Genomic DNA, 21972 nt, shown 5'->3' with positions numbered 1-21972 from the left:
CGTGTGGCGGGGGTATTGCAATGTGACTATCGGGCCGGGGCCGTCACCCATGCCTCACCCGGCTGGCGCGAGCGCTCCCGGCACGGTGGGATCGGTGTGGTGCCGTAGAAAGGGAGGTCGACGTGGATCGACCCAAGATCCTGGTGGTCGGTGCGGGTTTCGCGGGCGTGGGATGCGTCCGGCGGCTGGAGCGGGGGCTGTCCCCCGGCGAGGCGGACATCACCCTGGTGACGCCGTTCGCCTACCAGCTGTACCTGCCCCTGCTGCCGCAGGTGGCGTCCGGGGTGCTCACCCCGCAGTCGATCGCCGTGTCGCTGCGCCGCAGCAGCAAGTACCGGACCCGGATCATCCCGGGCGGCGCGATCGGCGTCGACCTCAAGTCCAAGGTGTGCGTGGTCCGCACGATCACCGGGGAGCTGGTGAACGAGCCGTACGACTACCTCGTCCTCGCGCCCGGCAGTGTGACCCGCACGTTCGACATCCCCGGTCTCACCGATCACGCGATCGGCATGAAGACGCTCTCCGAGGCCGCGTACGTCCGTGACCACGTGATCGCGCAGCTCGATCTGGCCGACGCCAGCGACGACCCCGCCGAGCGGGCCTCCCGGCTCCAGTTCGTGGTCGTGGGCGGCGGGTACGCGGGGACCGAGACGGCGGCCTGTCTCCAGCTGCTGACCCGCAACGCCGTCAAGCGGTATCCGCGCCTCGACCCGGGGCTCATCAAGTGGCATCTCATCGACATCGCGCCCAAGTTGATGCCGGAACTCGGCGACCGGCTCGGGTCCAGCGCGCAGGAGGTGCTGCGCAAGCGGGGCGTCGAGATCTCGCTCGGCGTGTCCATCGAGAAGGCCGGCGCCGAGGAGGTCACCTTCACGGACGGCCGGGTGATCCCGACGCGCACGCTGATCTGGACCGCCGGGGTCGCCGCGAGCCCCCTCATCGGGACGCTCGGCGCGGAGACGGTGCGCGGACGGCTCGCCGTGACGCCGGAGATGTCACTCCCCGGGCACGACGGGGTGTTCGCCCTCGGCGACGCTGCGGCCGTGCCCGACCTGGCCAAGGGCGAGGACGGCTCGATCTGCCCGCCGACGGCGCAGCACGCGATGCGGCAGGGCAAGGTCGTCGCGGACAACGTCATCGCGACGCTGCGGGGGCTGCCGGCCAAGCCGTACAAGCACAAGGACCTCGGCCTGGTCGTCGACCTCGGCGGCACGGACGCGGTGTCCAAGCCGATGGGGATCGAACTCCGGGGCATTCCCGCGCAGGCGGTCGCGCGGGGCTACCACTGGTCGGCGCTGCGCACGAACGTCGCGAAGGTCCGCGTCCTCACGAACTGGACCCTCAACGCCGTCGCGGGCGACGATTTCGTCCGCACCGGCTTCCAGTACCGCAGGCCGGCGCGGATGAGCGACTTCGAGTACACGGACACGTACCTGACGGCGGAGCAGGTCGCGGAGCAGATCAAGGGAAAGTGAGCGGCGGGTGGGGGACGTCCGACCTGCGAGATTCGCCCCTGTCCCCCACCCCGCCCGCCACCCGCCGCGCATAAAGTACGCCGCGTGAACACAGTGGTCAGGCGGGTGTGGGACAGGGTCTCGGCCTCCGATCCGGGGCTGTTGCGGCTCGCGGCGGGGCTGCGGACGACCGGGGCGATCGCGTTGACGCTCGCGGTGCTGGCGCCGTTCGGGGTGGGCGTGTCGCATCTCGTCGCGGGGGCGATCACCGCGATGGTCGCGACGTTCGCGATCCAGGAGAAGCGGCGCGGCCCGCAGGGGGTGACGCTGGCACTGGGCCTGCCGGTGGCCGCCGCGTCGGTCGCCCTGGCGACGCTGCTGCACTCGCTGGTGGTCGTCGGGGACGTGTTCTTCGTCGTGCTGATCTTCGGCGCGGTGTACGGCAGGAGGTTCGGCGACCGGGGCCACGCGCTCGGCATGATCGCGTTCCAGACCCACTTCGTCGCCCTGTTCGTCGGCGTCCGGACCGGGAACCTGCCCGGGTTCCTCGGCACCGTCGCCGTGGCCTTCGCGTGCAGCGCGGTCGCGCGGTTCGTCCTCGTCCCCCAGACCTCGCCCGGTATCTTCCACCGCCTGCGCCGAGCGTTCCGTGCCCGCCTCGCGCAGCTCCTGGACGCGCAGCTGGAGCTGCTCGACGCCGGTCCCGAGGACGTCGAGAAGGCGCTGGAGCGGCTGCGGGAGCGCACCGCGCGCCTGCACGAGTCGGCGCTGATGATCCAGAGCCGCCTGGAGGAGGGCACCCCGGACGAGGCGTCGGCCCGCCTGGTCCAGCGCCGGATCGCGGACGCGGAGATCACCGCCGAGCGCCTCGGCCTGCTCCTGCTGACCGCCCGCAGCGCCGAACGCGCGGACACGCTCACCCTCCACCTCCCGGGCGCCCCCGTCCCCGAGGGCGGCAAGCTCCTGGTCCGCGACGCCACGCGGGACACCCTGCGCCGGGACCTCTCCGCGCTGCGCCTGCTCGTGCGCGAACCGGAGGCGGCCGGGACCTCACGGTCGTACCTGCGCAACCGCCTCCTCGGCTACCGCGACGAGGAGAACCTTCCCGACGGGCCACCGGCCGTGCAGGACGTCTTCCGGGGCATAGGAGAGGCGGCCCGCGCGGTCCTGGGCCTGCGGATCGTGCTGGACGGCCCGCAGGACGACGCCGACGACACCCCGGAGACGGCGCGCTCCCGGGAGGAGCTGGACGCCGAGGACGCCGCGCTGGAGGCCGAGGAGGAGCCGGAGGAGTCGGGCCTCGCACGGCCGACGACCCGCGCGGCGCTCCAGGTCGCCGTGGGCTCGTCGCTGGCGATCGTCGGCGGCGAGTTCCTGTCCTCGCAGCGCTGGTACTGGGCCGTCCTGACCTGCTGGATCGTCTTCCTCAACACCGCGTCGACCGGCGAGATCCTGGTCAAGGGCTACCGGCGGCTGCTCGGCACGGTCCTCGGCGTGGCCGCCGGACTGGTGCTCGCGGGGCTGGTCGGACAGCACACGTGGACGGCGTTCGCGCTGGTCCTGCTCTGCGTGTTCGCGATGTTCTACACCGCGCCCCTGTCGTACACGCTGATGTCGTTCTTCGTGACGGCCGCGCTCGGCGTCCTGTACACGCTGCTACACACCTACAGCCTCTCGGTGCTGGTCCTGCGCGTCGAGGAGACGGCGCTCGGCGCGGCCTGCGGGGTGATCGCGGCGGCGCTGGTGCTGCCGGTGCACACGGACCGGCGTACCAACGAACTCCTCGAATCCGTCCTGGAGCACCTCGCCGACATCACCTCCGGCGCCCTGGACCAGCTCAGCGGCGCACAGGCGGACGACCTGCTGGAGCGGGCCCGCGAGCTGGACCAGGCGCTCGCCGACCTGCTGGCCGCGACGCAGCCCCTGACGCACCCGGTGTCGCCGCTGCGCAGCCGCAAGAACACGGCGCGGTACGTCGTGGCGCTGCTGGAGACGTGCGCGTACCACGCGCGCTCGCTGGCGGCGACGGCCGAGCTGCTGCCGACGCACCCGTCCATCGCCGCCGATCCCCGGCTGCGGGGAGCGGGTGAGCGGATCGTGGCCAACATCGGGGCGGTCGCCGCGCACGTCCGGGGCGAGGGCGCGGCCGTCCGTACGGGGGCGAGCATCGCGTCGCTGCTGCGGCCGGGGCGGTACGGCACACCCCGGTACGGGCGGGTCACCGACCGCGTGCTGCGTCATCTCCAGCGGCTCGACGAGGCCGTCGTGGGGCTCGCGCGTCCGCTGGGGGCGCCGGTGAAGGCCGAGTCGGGGGACCTGGCGGCCTGAGCGAACCTGTGAACTTCCTTTGAGATCAACCCACTTGGGGGGGTTTCCGGGAAGGATGAAAGTGAAACAGGTCACTCAACCCGCTTGAGACTACGCGAAATCTCCCTCGATGGTTTACGGTTCATTCATACGGGGTGCACGGAGTCGAGCACTGCTCCTCCGGACATCACCGTGTGACAGCCCTGGCTGGCTTCCCCCGTCCAGCCAGGGCTTTCCCCTTTTTCTTCACACCCTCCGAGGTGCCCCCGCAGCGTGGGCACGCTCCAATGGACGCAGGGAACCCCCCGAGAAACCTTCGCGCCAAGGAGCCCCGCGCCATGACCAGAGCGACCAAACTCCTGACCGCCCTCGCCCCGCCCCAGCGCGAACACCTGCTCACCCTCGCCGAGGAGGTCGCCTTCCCCGAGGACACCCGCATCTTCGAGGCCGGCGGCCCGGCCGACCGCTTCTGGGTCATCCGCTCGGGCGCGGTGAGCCTGGACCAGCAGGTCACGTCCCAGCAACGCGTCACGGTGGCGAGCCTGGGCTCCGGCGACCTCCTGGGCTGGTCCTGGCTGTTCCCCCCGTACCAGTGGGACTTCGGCGCGGAGGCGTTCAGCCCGGTGAGGGCGTACGAGTTCGAGGCGGAACCGGTGCGGAGACTCTGCGAGGCGGAGCCGGTACTGGGACTGAACCTGATCCGGTTGGTGGCGGAGATCTTGGCGCACAGGTTGGAGACAACGAGGGGGAAGGTACTGGAGGCGCACAGGAGGGGGACGCTGTAGGAGGCTGACCGCGAGGGAGGCCGATGTGCAGGGCGGGCGATGGGATGGGCGATGGGGCGGGCGGGCAAGCTCACAGATGCGCTCCGCAGGAGCGCTTCTAGGGGCGCGGGGAACTGCGCGACCAGCCACACACAACCCGCACCCGCCGAACCACCAGTCCCCCCACGATCAAATGCGATACCTCCTCAGCGCAGGAACAGCCGCAGCGATCCCCAACATCACCACCACGACCAACACCCCACCCCCCGCAACAGCCACCCTCGGCCCAAACGCAGCCCCAGCCGTCCCGTGCAACACATCCGCAAGCCGAGGCCCCCCAGCAACCACCACCGTGAACACCCCCTGCATCCGCCCCCGCATCTCATCAGTAGCAGCGGACAACAAAATCGCCCCCCGAAACACCATCGACACCATGTCCGCAACCCCGGCAACAATCAAGAACGCCACCGAGAACCACAGATTGAGACTGACCCCCACCAAAGCAATAGCAACCCCCCAGACAACCACGGCTCCGATCACCATCACCCCATGCCGCCGAATCCGAGAGAACGTCCCGGAGAACAACCCACCCAACACGGCCCCAATGGGAATCGCCGCAAACAGCAACCCCAACGCGAGCCCCTCCCCGTACGACGCATACGTCTCGGCCGCAAGCTGCGGAAACAACGCCCGAGGCATCCCGAACACCATGGCAATGACATCGGCCAGGAACGACAACAACAGCACCTTGTGCCGAGAGATGTACCGAAACCCCTCGACAATCTCCCGCACCCCGGCCCGCCGACTCCCCCTCCCACCGAGCGGCGGCAACGCGGGCAACCGATAAACAGCCCACACCGTCACGCACAAAGCCACCGCGTCGATCAAATACAACTCGGGCAACCCCACAACAGGAATCAACGCCCCCGCCAACAAGGGCCCGGCAACAAGCCCGGTCTGCATGACGGTCGACCCCAGCGCATTGGCCGCAGCCAACTCCTCCGCAGGCACCAGCCGGGCAATGGACGCATTACGAGCAGGCGAATTCAGCCCGAAGAACGCCTGCTGCACAGCGAGCAACACCATCAGCACCCCGACGGAACCCACCCCGGAAAACGCCTGCACCCAGAACAACAACGAGGTGACAGCGATCCCGGAATTGGTGACCAACAACAACTTGCGCCGATCCATCGCATCGGCGACAGCCCCACCCCACAACGCGAACACCACCATCGGCACAAGCCCCGCCAGGCTCGCGTACCCCACCCACGCCGACGACCCGGTGATGTCGTACACCTGCTTCGGCACAGCGACAGCCGTCAACTGACTCCCCACCGCCGTGACGATCGTCGACGACCACAACCGCCGGTACGCCGGCCGCCGCAACGGCCGCGTATCCATCGCGAACCGCCGCCACCCCTTGCGCACCGGCACAGGTTCCGAAACCGCCGCGCTGTCCTCGTTCGTGTCCACACGCACCTGCTTGCCGGTTACACGGATCGCTGCCGGGAACACCGTACGGCCATCAGCTCCCGACGATCAGCGTGATCCCCAGCACGATCATCGTCACGGCGACGACCCCGTCCAGCACCCGCCAGGCGGACGGCCGCGTCAGGAACCGCCCCAGCAGCCGCGCCCCGAACCCGAGCCCGGCGAACCAGCACAGGCTCGCGGTCACGGCGCCGAGCCCGAAGACCCACCGCAGGGACCCCCGGTCGGCGGCGACGGACCCGAGCAGGAACACGGTGTCGAGGTAGACGTGGGGGTTGAGCCAGGTCAGGGCGAGACAGGTGAGCACCGCGCGTTTCACCGACCCGGTGGCCTCCCCCTCGGCCACCAGCGCCCCCTGCGGCCGGACCACGCGCCGCGCGGCGAGCGCGCCGTAGCAGAGCAGGAACGCGCCCCCGATCCACCCGACGGCGGTCACCACCCCGGGCCAGGCCACGACCAGCGCCCCCACTCCCCCGACACCGAGGGCGATGAGCGCGGCGTCGGAGAGCGCGCAGATCGCGACGACAGGAAGGACGGCGGCGCGGCGGACGCCTTGGCGCAGGACGAACGCGTTCTGGGCGCCGATGGCGACGATCAGCGACAGACCGGTCCCGAAACCGGCCGCGGCGGCGGTGAGTGCTTGAGGCATGACGTCCACGCTACGAAGCGGATCACCGCGCGTACAGCTAAAGATTCTTACGTATCATTAGCGCTCGTGATGACCGACCTCCCCCTGGACCAGGTACGCACGCTCCTCGCGGTCGTCGACGAGGGCACGTTCGACGCGGCGGCCTCGGCCCTGCACCTGACGCCGTCGGCGGTGAGCCAGCGCGTGAAGGCGCTGGAGCAGCGGACGGGGCGCGTCCTCCTGCTGCGCACCAAGCCGGTACGGGCGACGGAGTCCGGGGAGATCGTCGTACGGTTCGCGCGCCAGCTCGCCCGGCTGGAGCGCGACACGCGGTCCGAGCTGGGGATGAGCGGCGAAGGAGAGGCGACGCGGGTGTCCGTCGCGGTGAACTCCGACTCCCTGGCGACCTGGTTCCTGCCCGCGCTCCAGGGAGTCCCGCAGGACCCGCCCCTCAGCTTCGAACTGCACCGCGAGGACGAGACGCGTACGGCACAGCTCCTGCGCGAGGGGCTGGTGATGGCGGCGGTGACGGCCTCGCCGGAGCCGGTCACCGGCTGCTCGGTCCGCCCCTTGGGGACGATGCGCTACCTCGCCTGCGCCCACCCCGGCTTCGCGGCCCGCCACCTCACCGGCCCGCTGCCCGAGGCGCTGTCCCGGGCCCCCGTCGTGGTGTTCGACCGGCGTGACGGCCTCCAGGACACGTTCGTCCGGACGCTGGGCGCGGGTGGCGCGGGCCGCGTCCGGCACTCCGTACCCGCCTCGGAGGGGTTCCGGGACGCGGTGGTCGCCGGGCTCGGCTGGGGGATGATCCCGGAGGTGCATGCCCAACCGCTGGTCCAGGAAGGCGAGTTGGTCTCGCTCGCTCCGGACCGGCCGCTGGATCTGCCGCTGTTCTGGCAGCAGTGGAAACTCGACTCCCCCGCCCTGGCCACCGTCGCCGAAGCCGTCACCGCTACCGCCCGCGCCTTCCTGCGCTGAGCCGCGCCTCCGCGCTGTCCAGCAGCATCTCCAGCGCCGTCGGATAGGCGCTGGTCACCATGTGCGTCGTGAGGAGTGGCGCCGCCTCGGCGATCCGGGGGTGCGTGCTCGCCGGCAGGCGCGCGTACGTGGACTGCCACTTGGCGTCGTCGGCCCGCTGGGAGGCGCGCGGCAGGGCGAGGGACGCCGCGTCGAGCGCCGCGAACGCGAGGGTCTGGTCGATGAACGCGTGGTAGATGCGCACGGTCTCGGCCAGCGGGAACCCGGCCCGCCGCAGGACGTCCAGCACCGCCTCGTCGGCGGCGAGTTCGTTCGCGCGCCCCGTCACGCGGCTCGCGGTGAGCTGCGCGGCCTGGGGGTGGGCGACGTACGCCTCGTAGATCCGCAGCCCCACCGCGTGCAGGTCGGCGCGCCACCGGCCGGTGGGGCGCCAGCCGTGCAGGGCCTGGCCGATGAGGGCGTCGCCGATCGCGAGCGTCAGGTCGTCCATGCCACGGAAGTACCGGTACAGGGCGCTGGGGTCGCAGTCGAGGGCGAGGCCGAGGCGGCGGGCGGTGAGGCCGGTGCTGCCGTGTTCGCGCAGCAGCCGCAGCGCCGTACCGACGATGAGTTCCTCGGAGAGGAGCGTGCCGCTCTTGGTGGGGCGGCGGCGCCGGCGCTTCTCCTCGGGGACGACCTGTTTAGCCACGGGGCCTCCTTATGCCAACGCCATTGACCTTACGGCACCCCAGCGCGTTGGATCCTGGGTAAGGCGCGCGCACCCCTGTAGCGACTTATCGACAACAGAGGAGCCTTGTCATGCGTGTACTGCTCGTGGGAGCCGGTGGCGTGGGTACCGCCATCACCCGGATCGCGGCCCGGCGACCTTTCTTCGAGGCAATGGTGGTCGCCGACTACGACCCCGCCCGTGCGGCGGCGGCCGTGGCGGCGCTCGACGGCGACGGCCGCTTCACGGCGGCGTCCGTCGACGCCTCCGACCAGACGGCCGTCCGTGACCTGCTGGTCCGGCACGGCTGTGACGTCCTGCTGAATGCGACCGACCCGCGTTTCGTCCTGCCCCTGTTCGAGGCGGCGCACGCGACGGGCGCCACCTATGTCGACATGGCGATGTCCCTGTCGCGTCCGCACCCGGACCGGCCGTACGAGGAGTGCGGCGTCAAGCTCGGCGACGCCCAGTTCGCGCGGGCCGGTCGGTGGACGGACTCGGGGACGCTCGCGCTCGTCGGCATGGGTGTGGAGCCCGGTCTGTCCGACGTCTTCGCCCGGTACGCGGCCGACGAACTCTTCGACGAGATCGAGGAGATCGGCATCCGCGACGGCGCGAACCTGACCGTCGAGGGGCTCGACTTCGCGCCGTCCTTCAACATCTGGACGACGATCGAGGAGTGCCTGAACCCGCCGGTGGTCTACGAGGCCGACCGGGGCTGGTACACCACCGCGCCGTTCAGCGAGCCCGAGGTGTTCGACTTCCCGGAGGGCATCGGCGAGGTCGAGTGCGTGAACGTCGAGCACGAGGAGGTGCTCCTCGTGCCGCGCTGGGTGGACGCGCGCAAGGTGACGTTCAAGTACGGGCTCGGCAAGGAGTTCGTCGACACCCTCAAGACGCTGCACCGCCTGGAGCTGGACCGCACGGCCCCGGTGACCGTGCCGACCGCCGGCGGCCCGGTCGCCGTCTCGCCCCGGGACGTCGTCGCCGCGTGCCTGCCCGACCCGGCCTCCCTCGGGGAGCGGATGCGGGGCAAGACGTGCGCGGGTACGTGGGTGCGCGGCACGAAGGACGGTGCGCCGCGCGAGGTGTACCTCTACCACGTCGTCGACAACGCGTGGTCGATGGCCGAGTACGGCAGCCAGGCGGTCGTCTGGCAGACGGCGGTGAACCCGGTGGTCGCGCTCGAACTCCTCGCGTCCGGCGCGTGGTCGGGGACGGGGGTGCTGGGGCCGGAGGCGTTCCCGGCGCGGCCGTACCTGGACCTGTTGACGGAGTACGGCTCGCCGTGGGGGTTGCGGGAGCAGTGAGGGGGCGGGCCGGCGTCTCGGGGAGTCCGTGGGATGCGGCCCCGAGCCCCGCTGCATCCGGTGGGCAGCGGGGCTCGGCCTTGGCGCAGAGGTGTCAGGAAAGCTTCGGCTTGCCCGCCGTGTACAGCCAGGTGCGGAAGAGCGGCGCGAGGTTCTTGCCCGACGTCCGCTCGGCCAGCTTCTGGAACTGGGCGGTGGTGCCGTGCCCGTCGCGGTGCTCGGTGGCCCACGCGCGCAGGATGCGGAAGAAGGCGCGGTCCCCGACGGCCTTGCGCAGGACGTGCAGGGTCATCGCGCCGCGCGCGTACACGGGCTGGCCGAAGATGTTCGCCCCGCTGCCGGGGTTGCCCGGCGGGAACTTCCACAGTCCGTTACCGGCGGGCCGCGCGTACAGCGCGTCGAACGCCTTCTGCGCGCTGTCCCCGCCGTGCTGCTCGTCGTACAGCCACTCCGCGTACGTCGCGAAGCCCTCGTTGAGCCAGATGTCCTTCCACGAGGTCAGCGACACGGAGTCGCCGAACCACTGGTGGGCGCTCTCGTGGACGAGGACGGAGAGGTCCGGCGCGCGGTCGTACACGGGCCGGGTCTGGGTCTCCAGCGCGTAGCCGACCTGCGGCGCGTGGTCGACGATCGACCCGGCGGCGCGGAACGGGTACGGCCCGAAGAGCTTGCTCTCCCACTCCAGGACGGACGGCAGCTTCTTGAGGACCGGGTCGGCCGCGTTCGCCTCGCGCGGGTCGACGGCGTCGTACACCTTGAGGCCGCTCTTCGTCGTGTACTGGCGGACCTTGAAGGTGCCGACGGTCGCGGTGGCGAGGTAGGCGGCCATGGGTTCGCGCTGCTGCCAGCGGAAGGTGGTGCGGCCGTTCTTCGTCCACTGGCCGAGGAGCACGCCGTTGGCGACGGCCGTGCGCCCCTTGGGGACGGTGATCGTGAAGTCGTACGACGCCTTGTCGAGCGGGTGGTTGTTCGCCGGGAACCAGGTCATCGCGCCCTGCGGTTCCCCGGCGACGAACGCGCCGTCGTCGGTGGGGATCCAGCCGTCGAGCGAGCCGTCCGGGTCGGTGACCGGGGCGGGGGTGCCCTGGTAGGTGACGGTGACGCGGAAGAGCTGGCCCTTGCGCAGGGTTCGCGGCGGGGTGACGACGAGTTCCTGGCCGGAGCGGCGGTAGGAGGCGGCGCGGTGATCGACCGTCAGGCCGGTGATCTTCGGGCCGGTGAAGTCGAGGTCGAAGCGGGTGAGGTCCTGGGTGGCGCGCGCGGTGAGCACGGCCTTCCCGGCGAGGTGCTTCTTCCCGGGGTCGTAACCGAGCGTCAGGTCGTAGTGGGAGACGTGGTAGCCGCCGTTCCCGGCGAGCGGGAAGTACGGGTCGCCGGCACCCGCGTTCCCGACGGGACCCGCCGCAGCGGGGCTCGCGGCGATGAGTACGGCGGTGAGGGCGACGGGTACGGCGAGAGCGGAACGTCTTCGGGGCACGGGCGCTCCTCGGTGAGGGGTGGTCCCCTGGTGACAGGGGATCAGGGAGGTGATCAAACGCCCTTCAGATTAGATAACCGGCACCCCGTATTCGTCCCCCATTCAGGTCAAACCACGAAGCGTCACGCCGCGTCAGCGCCCTAGGCTCGCCGTTATGAGCGCCCGTATCCGCCGTGTCTACGACCCGCCCAAGCCGGACGACGGCGTCCGTATCCTCGTCGACCGCCTCTGGCCGCGCGGCATCTCGAAGGAGGCTGCGCGTGTCGACGAGTGGCCGAAGGGGCTCACCCCGTCGAACGAACTGCGCCGGTGGTACCACGCGGGTGAGGGGTCGTACGAGGAGTTCGCACGGCGGTACGAGGCGGAGCTGACCGTCCCGGAGGCGGCCGAACTCCTGTCTCGTGTACGGGAGTTGGCGGTGTCCGGGACGGTCACGCTGCTGACGGCGGTGAAGGAACCCGGGGAGAGTCACGCGGCTGTGCTGCTACGCCTGCTGGACTGACGGCCGGGCCGGTCTCACCTCGTCTGTTCGGCCGCCGCCCTTCCCGCCGCCCGGCCCGAGAACAGGCAGCCGCCCAGGAACGTGCCCTCCAGCGCGTTGTAGCCGTGGACCCCGCCGCCGCCGAAGCCGGCGACCTCGCCGGCCGCGTACAGGCCCTCGATCGGTGTGCCGTCGGCGTCCAGCGCGCGGGAGTCCAGGTCGGTCTGGATGCCGCCGAGGGTCTTGCGGGTGAGGATGTGCAGCTTGATGCCGATGAGCGGGCCGGAGGCGGGGTCGAGGATGCGGTGTGGGGTGGCGACGCGGCCGAGGCGGTCGCCGATGTAGCGGCGGGCGTTGCGGATGCCCTGGACCTGGGCGTCCTTGCTGTAGGGGTTGGCGATCTGGAGGTCGCGGGCGCGGATCTGGCGGCGCAGGGTGTCGGCGTCGAGGAGGGGCTTGTCGGTGAGGCCGTTCATCTTCTCGACGAGCCGGTCCAGCGTGTCGGCGATGACGAAGTCGGCGCCGTGGTCGAGGAACGCCTGCACGGGGGCGGGGGCGCCCTTGCCGAGGAGCCGGTCGCGCAGGACGGCCTTGCGGTCCTTGGCGGTGATGTCGGGGTTCTGCTCGGAGCCCGAGAGCGCGAACTCCTTCTCGACGATCTTCTGCGAGAGCACGAACCAGGAGTGGTCGTATCCGGCGATGTCCTCGGTGGTGCGCAGGTGCTTGAGGGTGCCGAGGGTGTCGTAGCCGGGCAGGCAGGGGTCGGGGAGGCGGCGGCCGAGGGCGTCGAACCACATCGAGGACGGTCCGGGCAGGATGCGGATGCCGTGGCCGGGCCAGATGGGGTTCCAGTTCTGGATGCCCTCGGTGTAGTGCCACATCCGGTCGCGGTTGACGAGGCGTGCGCCCGCGTCGGCGCTGATGTCGAGCATCCGGCCGTCGACGTAGGCGGGGACGCCGGTGATCATCTCGGCGGGCGGGGTGCCGAGCCGCTCGGGCCAGTACCGGCGCACGATGTCGTGGTCGCCGCCGATGCCGCCGGAGGTGACGACGACGGCCTGCGCGGTGAGCTCGAACTCCCCGATGGCGTCCCGGTTGGAGGCCACCCCGCGCGCGGAGTCGTCGGGCGCGAGGACCGTGCCGCGCACGCCCTTGGCGGTGCCGTCCTCGACGACCAGCGCGTCCACGCGGTGGCGGTGGTGGAAGGTGAGCAGCCCGTCCTTGGCGGCCTGTTTGGCGTACTTCACGAAGGGTTCGACGACGCCGGTGCCGGTCCCCCAGGCGACGTGGAAGCGGGGGACGGAGTTGCCGTGGCCGTCGGCGCGCAGGTCGCCGCGCTCGGCCCAGCCGACGGTGGGGACGAAGGAAATGCCGTGCCCGGCGAGCCAGGTCCGCTTCTCGCCGGCCGCCCATTCGACGTAGGCGCGCGCCCAGCGCACCGCCCAGGAGTCCTCGTCCTCGGTGCGGTCGAAGCCCGCGCTGCCCTGCCAGTCGCTCCAGGCGAGGTCGAGGGAGTCCTTGATGCCGAGGCGGCGCTGTTCCGGGGAGTCGACGAGGAAGAGCCCGCCGAAGGACCAGTACGCCTGGCCGCCGAGGTTGGCGGCGTTCTCCTGGTCGACCAGGGCGACCCGGCGGCCCCTGCTGGTCAGTTCGTGCGCGGCGACCAGCCCGGCGAGTCCGGCCCCGACGACGATGACGTCCGCGTCCATGACGCCCGTCCCTTCATCCGATGGTGTCGCTGCCGTCCGTCAGCAGCGCGGTGAGCAGTTGTTTCAGCCAGGCGCGGGCGCGCTCGACGTCTTTGTCCAGCAGGAGTTGGGTGGTGACGCCGTCGTAGGCGGCGATCACCGCGTGTGCGGCGGCGGGGGCGTCGCCGAGGACCGGGGGGACGGGGGTCTCGGCGAGCCGGTCGGTGATGGCGCCCCGCAGGCGCGCGCGGTGCCCGAGGAGGCTCTCGGCGACCTCCGGGTCCCGGGCCGCGTGCACGAGGAAGTCGGTCTTGACGAGCAGCCAGTCGTGGTCGAGGAGGAGCACGTCGGTCACGCGGTCGACGGCTTCCGGTACGTCGAGCCCGGGGCCGTCCTGCGCGAGCGCCCCGGCGACCTGCTCGGCGATGAGGTCGGCGCGCTGGCGGTAGAGCGCGAAGAAGAGTTCGTCGAGGCTGTCGAAGTTGGAGTAGAAGGCGCCCCGGCTGTATCCGGCGGCCTCGCAGATCTCCTCGATGGAGACCCGGCCGAACCCTTTGGCGGCGAAGACGGTGAACGCGGCGGCGAGGAGGTTGGCGCGCGTGCGGACGCGGCGTCGGGTGACGCGGGGGGTGTTCGTGTCGTCGGCCATGTCCGTACCTCCGTTCGATACACAAACGTATCGGATACATCCGTGCATCGAAAGAGTCAGCGAACTTCTTCACTCGAACGAGTTTTCGATCCGGGGTCGCGACGAGGTGTGCCGGAGCCCTGTCGTCCGCCCACGGAGTCCCCGACACTGGGCCGGTGACCGTCCGACGTGGGGAACTCGACGCGCTGCGCACGTTCGTGGTGATCGGGCTGGTCTTCTTCCACGCGGGGCTGGTGTTCGCCACCGAGGGCGACTTCTACGTCCAGAACCGCGAGCGGACCGAGGTGATCACGTTCCTCGCCGGGTTCGGGGTGATCTGGGCGATGCCGATGCTGTTCCTGGTCGCGGGGATCGGTGCGCGGTACTCGGTGCGCGGTCGCGGGGCGGGCGGTTTCGCGCGGGAGCGGCTGCTGCGGCTCGGGGTGCCGCTGGTGTTCACGACGCTCGCCCTCAACCCGCTGCCCCAGTGGCTGCGGCTGCGGTCGGCGGACGCGTCGTACCACGAGTCGTACTGGCGTTTCTGGCCACGTTTCATGACGGTCCGGCTGGACTTCGCGGACTTCCCGTTCGTCGTCGACGGGCGGTACTTCGAGACCGGCCATCTGTGGTTCGTGCTCCTGCTGCTGGCGTTCTGCCTGATGCTCGCCCCGTTCGCGGCGCGCCTCTCGGCGCTCGCGGACCGCGCGGTGCCGGCCGTGGCCCGCCGTCCGGCGCTGCTGCTCCTGCCGCTGGTGCCGCTGCTGCTGATCGACGTCCTCGCGGGGATGGAGATCGACTACGCGGGGTGGAACCACTGGGCGTACCTGGTGTTCTTCCTGTACGGCTTCGCGCTCGCCGGGGACGAGCGGGTGCGCGCGGCGATGCGGGCGCTGGCCAAGCCGCTGGGGATCGCGGGCTCGGTGCTGTTCGCGGCGACGACACCGGGGTTCGCGGCCGACGAGGACCCGTTCACGGCGTGGACACCGCTCGCGGTGGCGACGCGCGCGCTGTTCACGGCGGCGGGCTGGTGCGTCGTCCTGGCGATCCTGGGGTTCCTGGACCGCCCGCGCGCGAGGGAGGACGAAGCCGGCAAGCGGCCGGGGCGCGTGAAGGTGTATCTGGGAGTCGCCGCCCTGCCGTTGTACGTCCTGCACCAGCCCGTGGTGGTCGCGTACGCGTACGGGATCGTCGGCTGGCAGGCGCCGATCGTCGCCAAGTACGCGGCGATCGTGGCAGCGTCCCTCGCGACGATCCTCGTGCTGTACGAGTTCGGCGTGCGCCGTACGCGCGTGACGAGGTTCCTGTTCGGCCTGCGTCCCGGGGCGCCGAAAGCCGCCACCCCACCGGCGGCACCGGCTTCTTGATCTGCTTTGCTGTGCCTCGACCGGCTCGGACCCCTCCCCCCACAGGACCAGCGATGCAGGCAGACGTGCGGCAAGTCGCCGACGGGATCCATCTCGTGCGCGGCTCCAACACCAACTGGGTGATCCTCACGGACGGCGACGCGGTCACGCTCGTCGACACCGGCTACCCCGGCGACCGCGAGGCGCTCCTCGCCTCCCTCACTGCGGTGGGCGGCGCCCCCGAGGCGATCACGGCGGTGCTCATCACCCACGCGCACTCCGACCACCTGGGCAACGCGGAGTTCCTGCGCTCGACGTACGGCACGCCCGTGTACCTGCACGAGGCGGAAGTGCCGCACGCGCGCCGGGAGTTCCTGCACCAGGTCACCGTCGGGACGGTGCTGAAGAACGGCTGGCGTCCGGGCGTCCTGCCGTGGGCGGTGCACGCGATCCGCTCGGGCGGCACCACGGACACCCGGGTCAGCTCCCCGGAGACGTTCCCGGCACCCGGCGCGCTGGACCTGCCGGGCCGCCCGGTCCCCGTACACACGCCGGGCCACACGCTCGGCCACTGCGCGTACCACCTCCCCGAGGCCGGCGTGGTGATCTCCGGGGACGCCCTGGTCAGCGGCCACCCGACGTCCCGCAGACAGGGCCCGCAGCTCCTGCCCGACATGTTCCACCACGAACGGGAACGCGCCGTCGCGTCCCTGGCCCTGTTCGAGGACCTGGACGGCGACGTCGTCCTCCCGGGACACGGTCCGCTGCACCGAGGTGACATCGGCGACGCCGCACGTCACGCGCGCGGGTAGGACGTCTAGACCGTCCGGCACATGGGGGGTGGAAGAAGGAGCGGGGCTGGGTGCGTGCAGCTGCAAGGCGGAGGAGGGAGTCATGGCGGAGCCATGGCGACCGACGACAACGCCGCAGATGCGCGTGCCCAGCCCCGCGACGCCGCCCCCCATGTGCCGGACGGTCTAGGGTCAGGCCATGGCTTTGCAGATAAGTGCGACTACTCCGGAGCATCCGGCCCTCCTGCTGGAGCTGCCGTGGGACGTTCCGCTGGAGGAGTGGCCCGAGGAGGTCCTCGTCCCGCTGCCGCGCGGCATCTCGCGGCACGTCGTGCGCTACGCGCGCGCGGGGGACGAGGTGATCGCCGTCAAGGAGCTGGCCGAGCGGCCCGCCCTGCGCGAGTACGAGCTGCTGCGCGACCTGGACCGCCTCGGCATCCCGGCCGTCGACCCCCTGGCGGTCGTGACGGGCCGGACCACCGAGGACGGCGGCCCCCTGGAGTCGGTGCTGGTGACCCGGCACCTGGGCGGCTCGCAGCCGTACCGGTCGATGTTCGAGACGACGATGCGCCCCGCGACGATGCACCGGCTGATGGACGCCCTCGCGGTGCTCCTGGTGCGCCTGCACCTGGCCGGGTTCGCGTGGGGCGACTGCTCGCTGTCCAACACCCTGTTCCGGCGCGACGCGGGCGCGTACGCGGCGTACCTGGTGGACGCGGAGACCGGCGACCTGCACCCGCAGCTGTCCCCGGGGCAGCGGGAGTACGACGTGGACCTCGCGCGCGTGAACATCAGCGGGGAGCTGCTCGACCTGGAGGCGTCGGGCGCGCTGCACCCGTCGATCGACGCGATCGAGTTCGGGCAGGAGATCTACCGGCGCTACTGCGAGCTGTGGGAGGAGCTGACCCGCACCTCGGTGTACCCGGCGGGCAAGTACCACTACATCGAGCGCCGTATCCGGCGGCTGAACGAGCTGGGTTTCGACGTCGCCGAGATGCAGATCGAGCACTCCTCCAACGGCGACACGGTCACGTTCGTGCCGAAGGTCGTGGACGCCGGCCACCACCAGCGCCAGTTGCTGCGGTTGACCGGGCTTGACACGGAGGAGAATCAGGCCAGGCGGCTGCTGAGCGACCTGGAGTCGTGGATGGCGACCCAGGACGACTACGCGCCCGGCGACCCCCTGGCAGCCCGCCCGGAGGTGCTGGCGCACCGCTGGGTGCGGGACGTGTTCCGGCCGACCGTGCGCGAGGTGCCGTTCGAGGTGCGCGGTCAGATGGACCCGGCGGAGATCTACCACGAGCTGCTGGAGCACCGCTGGTACCTGTCCGAGCGCGCACAGCACGACATCGGTCTCGACGAAGCCGTCAAGGACTACATCGAGAACATCCTCCCCAAGGCCCGCGAGACCCTGGAGCCGACGATCCCGGAATGACCCGGGTGAGCCTCAGGCGTGCGGTACCACCGCCACCGGGCAGGGCGCGTGGTGCAGCACGCCGTGCGCGACGGACCCGATGCGCGCGCCGACGGCCGTACGCCGCGCCCTGCGCCCGACGACCACCAACTGAGCCTCACCGGCCGCCGAGAGAAGCACCTGTCCGGCGCTGCCCATCTCGATGTGCTCGACGACGGGCACTTTCGGGAACCGCTCGCGCCAGGGGCGTACGGCGTCGGCGAGGGCCTTCTGTTCGAACGGTTCGGGTCCGCCGGCCTCGTCGAGGAGCATGATCGAGCCGGGGCTGTAGGCGAACACCGGGGGCAGCGTCCAGGCGCGGACGACCCGTACGCGCGCGCCGCGTGCGGCGGCCGTCCGGAACGCGAACTCCAGCGCGCCGGCGCTGTCCTCGGGCTCGCCCTCCTGTCCTACGACGATGTCGCGCCCGGCGGCCTCGTGCGCGGGGTCGTCGTCGGCGCGGACCAGGACGACGGGGTGGCCGGCGTCGGCGATGACCTGCTGGCCGACCGAGCCGAGGAGGAAGCCGACGACGGCGCCGTGTCCGCGCGAGCCGAGCACCAGGAGGTCTTCGGCGGCGGTCAGCGTCTCGACGACGGGGCCCTCGACGGCTTCCCAGGTCACCGGGAGGCCGGGGTGGCGTGCGGTGATCTCCTGGGCGGCCTTCGTGACGGCGTCGCGCGCCCAGCCCTCCTGCGTGGCATGGTCGACGGTGGCGTCCGGGTGGACCTGCCAGGCGTGCGCGATCCTGAGCGCCGCGCCTTGCCGTACGGCCTCGCGGGCCGCCCAGGACAGGGCGGCGAGGCTCTCGTCGGTGCCGTCGAAGCCTGCCGTGATCGGGGCCGTCATGGTGCCGCCTTCCCGGTCGTGGCCCCGCGCGGTGGCCGCGAGGCCGAGCGTTTGTTCCCTTCCGACCCTACGATGGCCGGTGTCGCCCAGGGCCGCACGCCCTGGACCTGAGCACTCGGGGTGGAAAACGTATGACACAGGCCGCCGAAACAGCGCGGACCGTCATCCTGACCGTGGACGACGACCCGGGGGTCTCCCGCGCCGTCGCCCGTGATCTGAGGCGCCGCTACGGCGCCGGGCACCGCATCGTGCGCGCCGAGTCCGGTGAGTCGGCGTTGGAGGCGCTGCGGGAGCTGAAGCTGCGCGGCGATCTGGTCGCGGTGATCCTCGCGGACTACCGGATGCCGCAGATGAACGGCATCGAGTTCCTGGAGCAGGCACTGGACGTGTACCCGGGTGCGCGCCGGGTGCTGCTGACGGCGTACGCGGACACGAACGCGGCGATCGACGCGATCAACGTGGTCGATCTGGACCACTACCTGCTGAAGCCGTGGGACCCGCCGGAGGAGAAGCTCTACCCGGTCCTGGACGACCTGCTGGAGGCATGGCGGCGCAGCGACCACCGGCCGGTGCCGACGACGAAGGTGGTCGGGCACCGCTGGTCGGCGCGCTCCTCGGAGGTGCGGGAGTTCCTGGCGCGCAACCAGGTGCCCTACCGGTGGTACTCCTCGGACGAGCCGGAGGGCCGGCGGCTGCTCGCGGCGGCCAGCGCGGACGGCGAGCGGCTGCCGCTGGTGGTCACCGAGGAGGGCGCTGCGCTGGTCGAGCCGGGTGACGCGGAGCTGGCCGCGCGCGTGGGCCTCGCGACGACGCCGGCGGCCGACTTCTACGACCTGGTGGTGATCGGCGGCGGCCCGGCGGGGCTCGGGTCGGCCGTGTACGGGGCGTCGGAGGGGCTGCGGACGGTGCTCGTGGAGCGGTCGGCGACCGGCGGGCAGGCGGGGCAGAGTTCGCGCATCGAGAACTACCTGGGCTTCCCCGACGGGGTGTCCGGCGGTCAGCTCACCGAGCGGGCGCGCCGTCAGGCGGCGAAGTTCGGGGCGGAGATCCTCACCGCGCGCGAGGTGACGGGCCTGGACGCGAGCGGCTCCGCGCGGGTGGTGCGGTTCGCGGACGGCTCGTCGGTCGCCGCGCACAGCGTGATCCTCGCGACGGGCGTGTCGTACCGGCAGCTGGAGTGTCCCGGGGCGCAGGACCTCACCGGGCGCGGGGTGTTCTACGGGTCGGCGCTGACGGAGGCGCCGTCCTGCCAGGGGCACGACGTGTACATCGTGGGCGGTGCGAACTCGGCCGGGCAGGCGGCGATGTACCTGGCCAAGGGCGCGAAGTCGGTGACGCTGCTGGTGCGCGGTCCTGACCTGTCGGCGTCGATGTCGCACTACCTGATCCAGCAGATCGAGCAGGCGCCGAACATCTCGGTGCGCCCGCACACGGTCGTCGAGTCGGCTCATGGCACCGACCACCTGGAGCAGCTGACGCTGCGGGACGTGGCGGGCGGGGCGAGTGAACTGGTCGACGCGCAGTGGCTGTTCGTGTTCATCGGGGCGGCGCCCCTGACGGACTGGCTCGACGAGACGGTGCAGCGCGACGGGCGCGGCTTCATTCTCGCCGGGCCCGACCTGACGCCGGACGGGCGGCCCCCGGCGGGCTGGGAGCTGGACCGGCCGCCGTACCACCTGGAGACCAGCGTGCCCGGCGTGTTCGTCGCCGGGGACGCGCGCGCGGAGTCCGCGAAGCGGGTCGCGTCCGCCGTAGGAGAGGGAGCCATGGCCGTCATGCTCGTCCACCGGTACCTGGAGCAGTCGTGAGCGGGGTCGTGCTGCCCTGCGACCCGGCGGAGATCGGGTCGCTGTTCCTGTTCGAGGACCTGACCCCGGAGCAGCTCGGGCGGCTGTGCGCGGTGGGCCGGGTCGAGAAGTTCGAGCCGGGCCCGGTGTACGCCGAGGGCGAGCCGGCGACCTGCTTCTACGTGATGATCCAGGGCACCGTCGTGCTGTCGCGGCGGGTCGGCGTGGACGACGTGGAGATCAACCGGACCTCGCAGCGCGGCGTGTACTCGGGGTCGATGCAGGCGTTCCTCGGGGACCGGGTGCCCCAGGTGTACGCCGGGTCGATGCGGGTGACCGAGCCGTCCCGGTTCTTCGTGCTGCCGTCCGAGGCGTTCGCGGCGATGATGCGGGACTGGTTCCCGATGGCCGTGCACATGCTGGAGGGCATGTTCTTCGGCTCCCGCAACACGCAGCGGACGGTCGCCCAGCGGGAGCGGCTGCTCGCGCTGGGCTCGCTGTCGGCGGGTCTCACGCACGAGCTGAACAACCCGGCGGCGGCTGCCGTGCGCGCGACGGCGTCGCTGCGGGAGCGGGTGGCGAAGATGCGGCACAAGCTCGCCGTGATCGCCTCCGGGCCGTACGACCGCGAGGCGTTGACGCGGCTGATCGAGATCCAGGAGCGGACGGCCGAGCGGGTCGGCAAGGCGCCCGCGCTGAGCCCGATCGAGGCGTCCGACCGGGAGGACGAGATCGCCGACTGGCTCGACGAGCGCGGCGTGACCGAGGGGTGGCGGCTCGCGCCGACCTTCGTGCAGGCCGGGCTCGACGTGGACTGGCTGGAGCAGGTCGCGGTGGCCGTCGGCGAGGAGATCCTCCCTGGGGCGGTAGGCTGGCTCAACTACACGGTCGAGACCGAGCTGCTGATGTCCGAGATCGAGGACTCCACCACCCGCATCTCGCATCTGGTCGACGCCGCGAAGCAGTACTCGCAGCTCGACCGCGCTTCCTACCGCGACGTCGACGTCCATGAGCTTCTCGACAGCACCCTCCTCATGCTCTCCGGCAAACTCGGCAGACTCGTCGCCGTTGTGAAGGACTACGACCGGACACTCCCAGAAGTTCCCGCATATCCGGCGGAACTCAACCAGGTGTGGACGAACCTCATCGACAACGCCGTCCACGCGATGGACGGCGAGGGCACCCTGACGATCCGCACCGCGCGCGAGGGCGAGCAGTTGCTCGTGGAGTTCCGCGACACCGGCGCCGGGGTGCCCGCCGACATCCGCGACCGGATCTTCGACCCGTTCTTCACGACCAAGCCGGTCGGCGAGGGCACCGGGCTCGGTCTTGACATCTCGTGGCGGATCGTCGTCAACAAGCACCACGGCAGCCTGCAGGTGGAGTCCGTCCCCGGGGACACCCGGTTCCAGGTGCTGCTGCCGCTGACCGCACCGCTCCCGCTCCCCGAGGAGGACCCGTCATGACCGAACTCGCCGGTGTCGACCCGGGCGTGCCGCCCAGCGGACCCGGGTGCGTGGACTGCGACGCGGCGGGCGGGTGGTGGTTCCACCTGCGGCGGTGCGCACAGTGCGGGCACGTCGGCTGCTGCGACTCCTCGCCCGCTCAGCACGCGACGGGTCACTACAAGGCGACCGGGCATCCCGTGGTGCGCAGTTACGAGCCCGGGGAGGGCTGGTTCTGGGACTACGCGCGCGACGAGCTGTACGAGACGGGGCCGGAGCTGGCGCCGCCGGTGAACCGTCCCGAGGACCAGGCGGTGCCGGGTCCGGCGGGACGGGTGCCCGAGGACTGGGCCCACTCCCTGCACCGGTGAGATGAACCGGTGAGATAACCC

General features: G+C 71.4%; 19 protein-coding genes. 12 read left to right on the top strand and 7 right to left on the bottom strand.

Features of this window, described 5'->3' with window-relative positions; genetic code table 11:
- Nucleotides 1-122: 122 nt before the first annotated feature.
- The 3 genes from J8M50_RS45310 (at nt 123) to J8M50_RS45300 (ending at nt 4546) form a co-directional block, all read left to right on the top strand.
- Nucleotides 123-1475: an NAD(P)/FAD-dependent oxidoreductase gene (locus J8M50_RS45310; protein WP_010357278.1), complete on the top strand. Its 1353-nt coding sequence runs from the start codon at nt 123-125 to the stop codon at nt 1473-1475.
- 93 nt (nt 1476-1568) lie between these two features.
- Entirely contained in the window at nt 1569-3782 is a 2214-nt protein-coding gene (locus tag J8M50_RS45305; RefSeq protein ID WP_010357277.1) for an FUSC family protein, read from the top strand.
- Nucleotides 3783-4099: 317 nt separating this feature from the next.
- A complete protein-coding gene (locus tag J8M50_RS45300; protein WP_010357276.1) occupies nt 4100-4546 on the top strand; it encodes a cyclic nucleotide-binding domain-containing protein in 447 nt (148 codons plus the stop codon).
- 168 nt (nt 4547-4714) lie between these two features.
- Here the strand turns inward: J8M50_RS45300 and J8M50_RS45295 are convergent, their stop codons facing one another.
- The gene (locus J8M50_RS45295; protein WP_010357275.1) at nt 4715-5998 is read right to left on the bottom strand and encodes an MFS transporter; all 1284 of its coding nucleotides are present in this window, start codon (nt 5996-5998) and stop codon (nt 4715-4717) included.
- Between the two features lie 52 nt (nt 5999-6050).
- Nucleotides 6051-6665: a LysE/ArgO family amino acid transporter gene (locus tag J8M50_RS45290; RefSeq protein ID WP_029184310.1), complete on the bottom strand. Its 615-nt coding sequence runs from the start codon at nt 6663-6665 to the stop codon at nt 6051-6053.
- Nucleotides 6666-6734: 69 nt separating this feature from the next.
- On the opposite strand from J8M50_RS45290, the gene J8M50_RS45285 reads away from it, so the two are divergent.
- Nucleotides 6735-7622, top strand: a complete 888-nt coding sequence (locus tag J8M50_RS45285) for a LysR family transcriptional regulator ArgP (protein WP_010357273.1) — start codon at nt 6735-6737, stop codon at nt 7620-7622.
- On the opposite strand, the gene J8M50_RS45280 is transcribed toward J8M50_RS45285, so the two are convergent.
- Entirely contained in the window at nt 7597-8310 is a 714-nt protein-coding gene (locus tag J8M50_RS45280; protein ID WP_010357272.1) for a TetR/AcrR family transcriptional regulator, read from the bottom strand. The genes J8M50_RS45285 and J8M50_RS45280 overlap by 26 nt on opposite strands.
- Before the next feature lie 110 nt (nt 8311-8420).
- Here J8M50_RS45280 and J8M50_RS45275 point away from each other — a divergent pair, with 110 nt between their 5' ends.
- Nucleotides 8421-9638: a saccharopine dehydrogenase family protein gene (locus tag J8M50_RS45275; protein WP_010357271.1), complete on the top strand. Its 1218-nt coding sequence runs from the start codon at nt 8421-8423 to the stop codon at nt 9636-9638.
- 94 nt (nt 9639-9732) lie between these two features.
- On the opposite strand, the gene J8M50_RS45270 is transcribed toward J8M50_RS45275, so the two are convergent.
- Nucleotides 9733-11115: a M1 family metallopeptidase gene (locus tag J8M50_RS45270; protein WP_010357269.1), complete on the bottom strand. Its 1383-nt coding sequence runs from the start codon at nt 11113-11115 to the stop codon at nt 9733-9735.
- A 154-nt stretch (nt 11116-11269) separates the two neighbouring features.
- Between J8M50_RS45270 and J8M50_RS45265 the strand changes: the two genes are divergently transcribed.
- Complete coding sequence (locus J8M50_RS45265) at nt 11270-11617, top strand: DUF488 domain-containing protein (protein WP_010357268.1); 348 nt, start codon at nt 11270-11272, stop codon at nt 11615-11617.
- Between the two features lie 14 nt (nt 11618-11631).
- On the opposite strand, the gene J8M50_RS45260 is transcribed toward J8M50_RS45265, so the two are convergent.
- Both J8M50_RS45260 and J8M50_RS45255 read right to left on the bottom strand, forming a co-directional pair.
- On the bottom strand, nt 11632-13305 hold the full coding sequence (locus J8M50_RS45260; RefSeq protein ID WP_010357265.1) for an FAD-binding dehydrogenase: 1674 nt from the start codon (nt 13303-13305) through the stop codon (nt 11632-11634).
- Between the two features lie 13 nt (nt 13306-13318).
- Nucleotides 13319-13933 (bottom strand): TetR/AcrR family transcriptional regulator, encoded by a 615-nt coding sequence (locus tag J8M50_RS45255; RefSeq protein WP_010357264.1) that lies wholly within the window; start codon nt 13931-13933, stop codon nt 13319-13321.
- 155 nt (nt 13934-14088) lie between these two features.
- Here J8M50_RS45255 and J8M50_RS45250 point away from each other — a divergent pair, with 155 nt between their 5' ends.
- The 3 genes from J8M50_RS45250 (at nt 14089) to J8M50_RS45240 (ending at nt 17481) form a co-directional block, all read left to right on the top strand.
- The gene (locus J8M50_RS45250; RefSeq protein WP_010357263.1) at nt 14089-15276 is read left to right on the top strand and encodes an acyltransferase family protein; all 1188 of its coding nucleotides are present in this window, start codon (nt 14089-14091) and stop codon (nt 15274-15276) included.
- A 53-nt stretch (nt 15277-15329) separates the two neighbouring features.
- Nucleotides 15330-16067 (top strand): MBL fold metallo-hydrolase, encoded by a 738-nt coding sequence (locus J8M50_RS45245; RefSeq protein WP_010357262.1) that lies wholly within the window; start codon nt 15330-15332, stop codon nt 16065-16067.
- Nucleotides 16068-16245: 178 nt separating this feature from the next.
- A complete protein-coding gene (locus tag J8M50_RS45240) occupies nt 16246-17481 on the top strand; it encodes a DUF4032 domain-containing protein (protein ID WP_010357261.1) in 1236 nt (411 codons plus the stop codon).
- 12 nt (nt 17482-17493) lie between these two features.
- Here the strand turns inward: J8M50_RS45240 and J8M50_RS45235 are convergent, their stop codons facing one another.
- Nucleotides 17494-18348, bottom strand: a complete 855-nt coding sequence (locus J8M50_RS45235; RefSeq protein WP_010357260.1) for a universal stress protein — start codon at nt 18346-18348, stop codon at nt 17494-17496.
- A gap of 131 nt (nt 18349-18479) precedes the next feature.
- Between J8M50_RS45235 and J8M50_RS45230 the strand changes: the two genes are divergently transcribed.
- Genes J8M50_RS45230 through J8M50_RS45220 form a run of 3 tightly spaced genes read left to right on the top strand, consistent with a single transcriptional unit; the run spans nt 18480 to nt 21951 of the window.
- Nucleotides 18480-20156 (top strand): NAD(P)/FAD-dependent oxidoreductase, encoded by a 1677-nt coding sequence (locus J8M50_RS45230; RefSeq protein ID WP_010357259.1) that lies wholly within the window; start codon nt 18480-18482, stop codon nt 20154-20156.
- Entirely contained in the window at nt 20153-21601 is a 1449-nt protein-coding gene (locus J8M50_RS45225; protein ID WP_010357258.1) for an ATP-binding protein, read from the top strand. Before J8M50_RS45230 ends, J8M50_RS45225 begins: the two co-directional genes overlap by 4 nt.
- On the top strand, nt 21598-21951 hold the full coding sequence (locus J8M50_RS45220) for a UBP-type zinc finger domain-containing protein (protein ID WP_010357256.1): 354 nt from the start codon (nt 21598-21600) through the stop codon (nt 21949-21951). Before J8M50_RS45225 ends, J8M50_RS45220 begins: the two co-directional genes overlap by 4 nt.
- The last annotated feature ends 21 nt before the right edge of the window (nt 21952-21972 follow it).

Origin of the sequence: Streptomyces acidiscabies, from assembly GCF_020010905.1 — a bacterium.
Taxonomy (GTDB): domain Bacteria; phylum Actinomycetota; class Actinomycetes; order Streptomycetales; family Streptomycetaceae; genus Streptomyces; species Streptomyces acidiscabies.
This window is presented reverse-complemented; position numbering and strand designations above follow the sequence as displayed.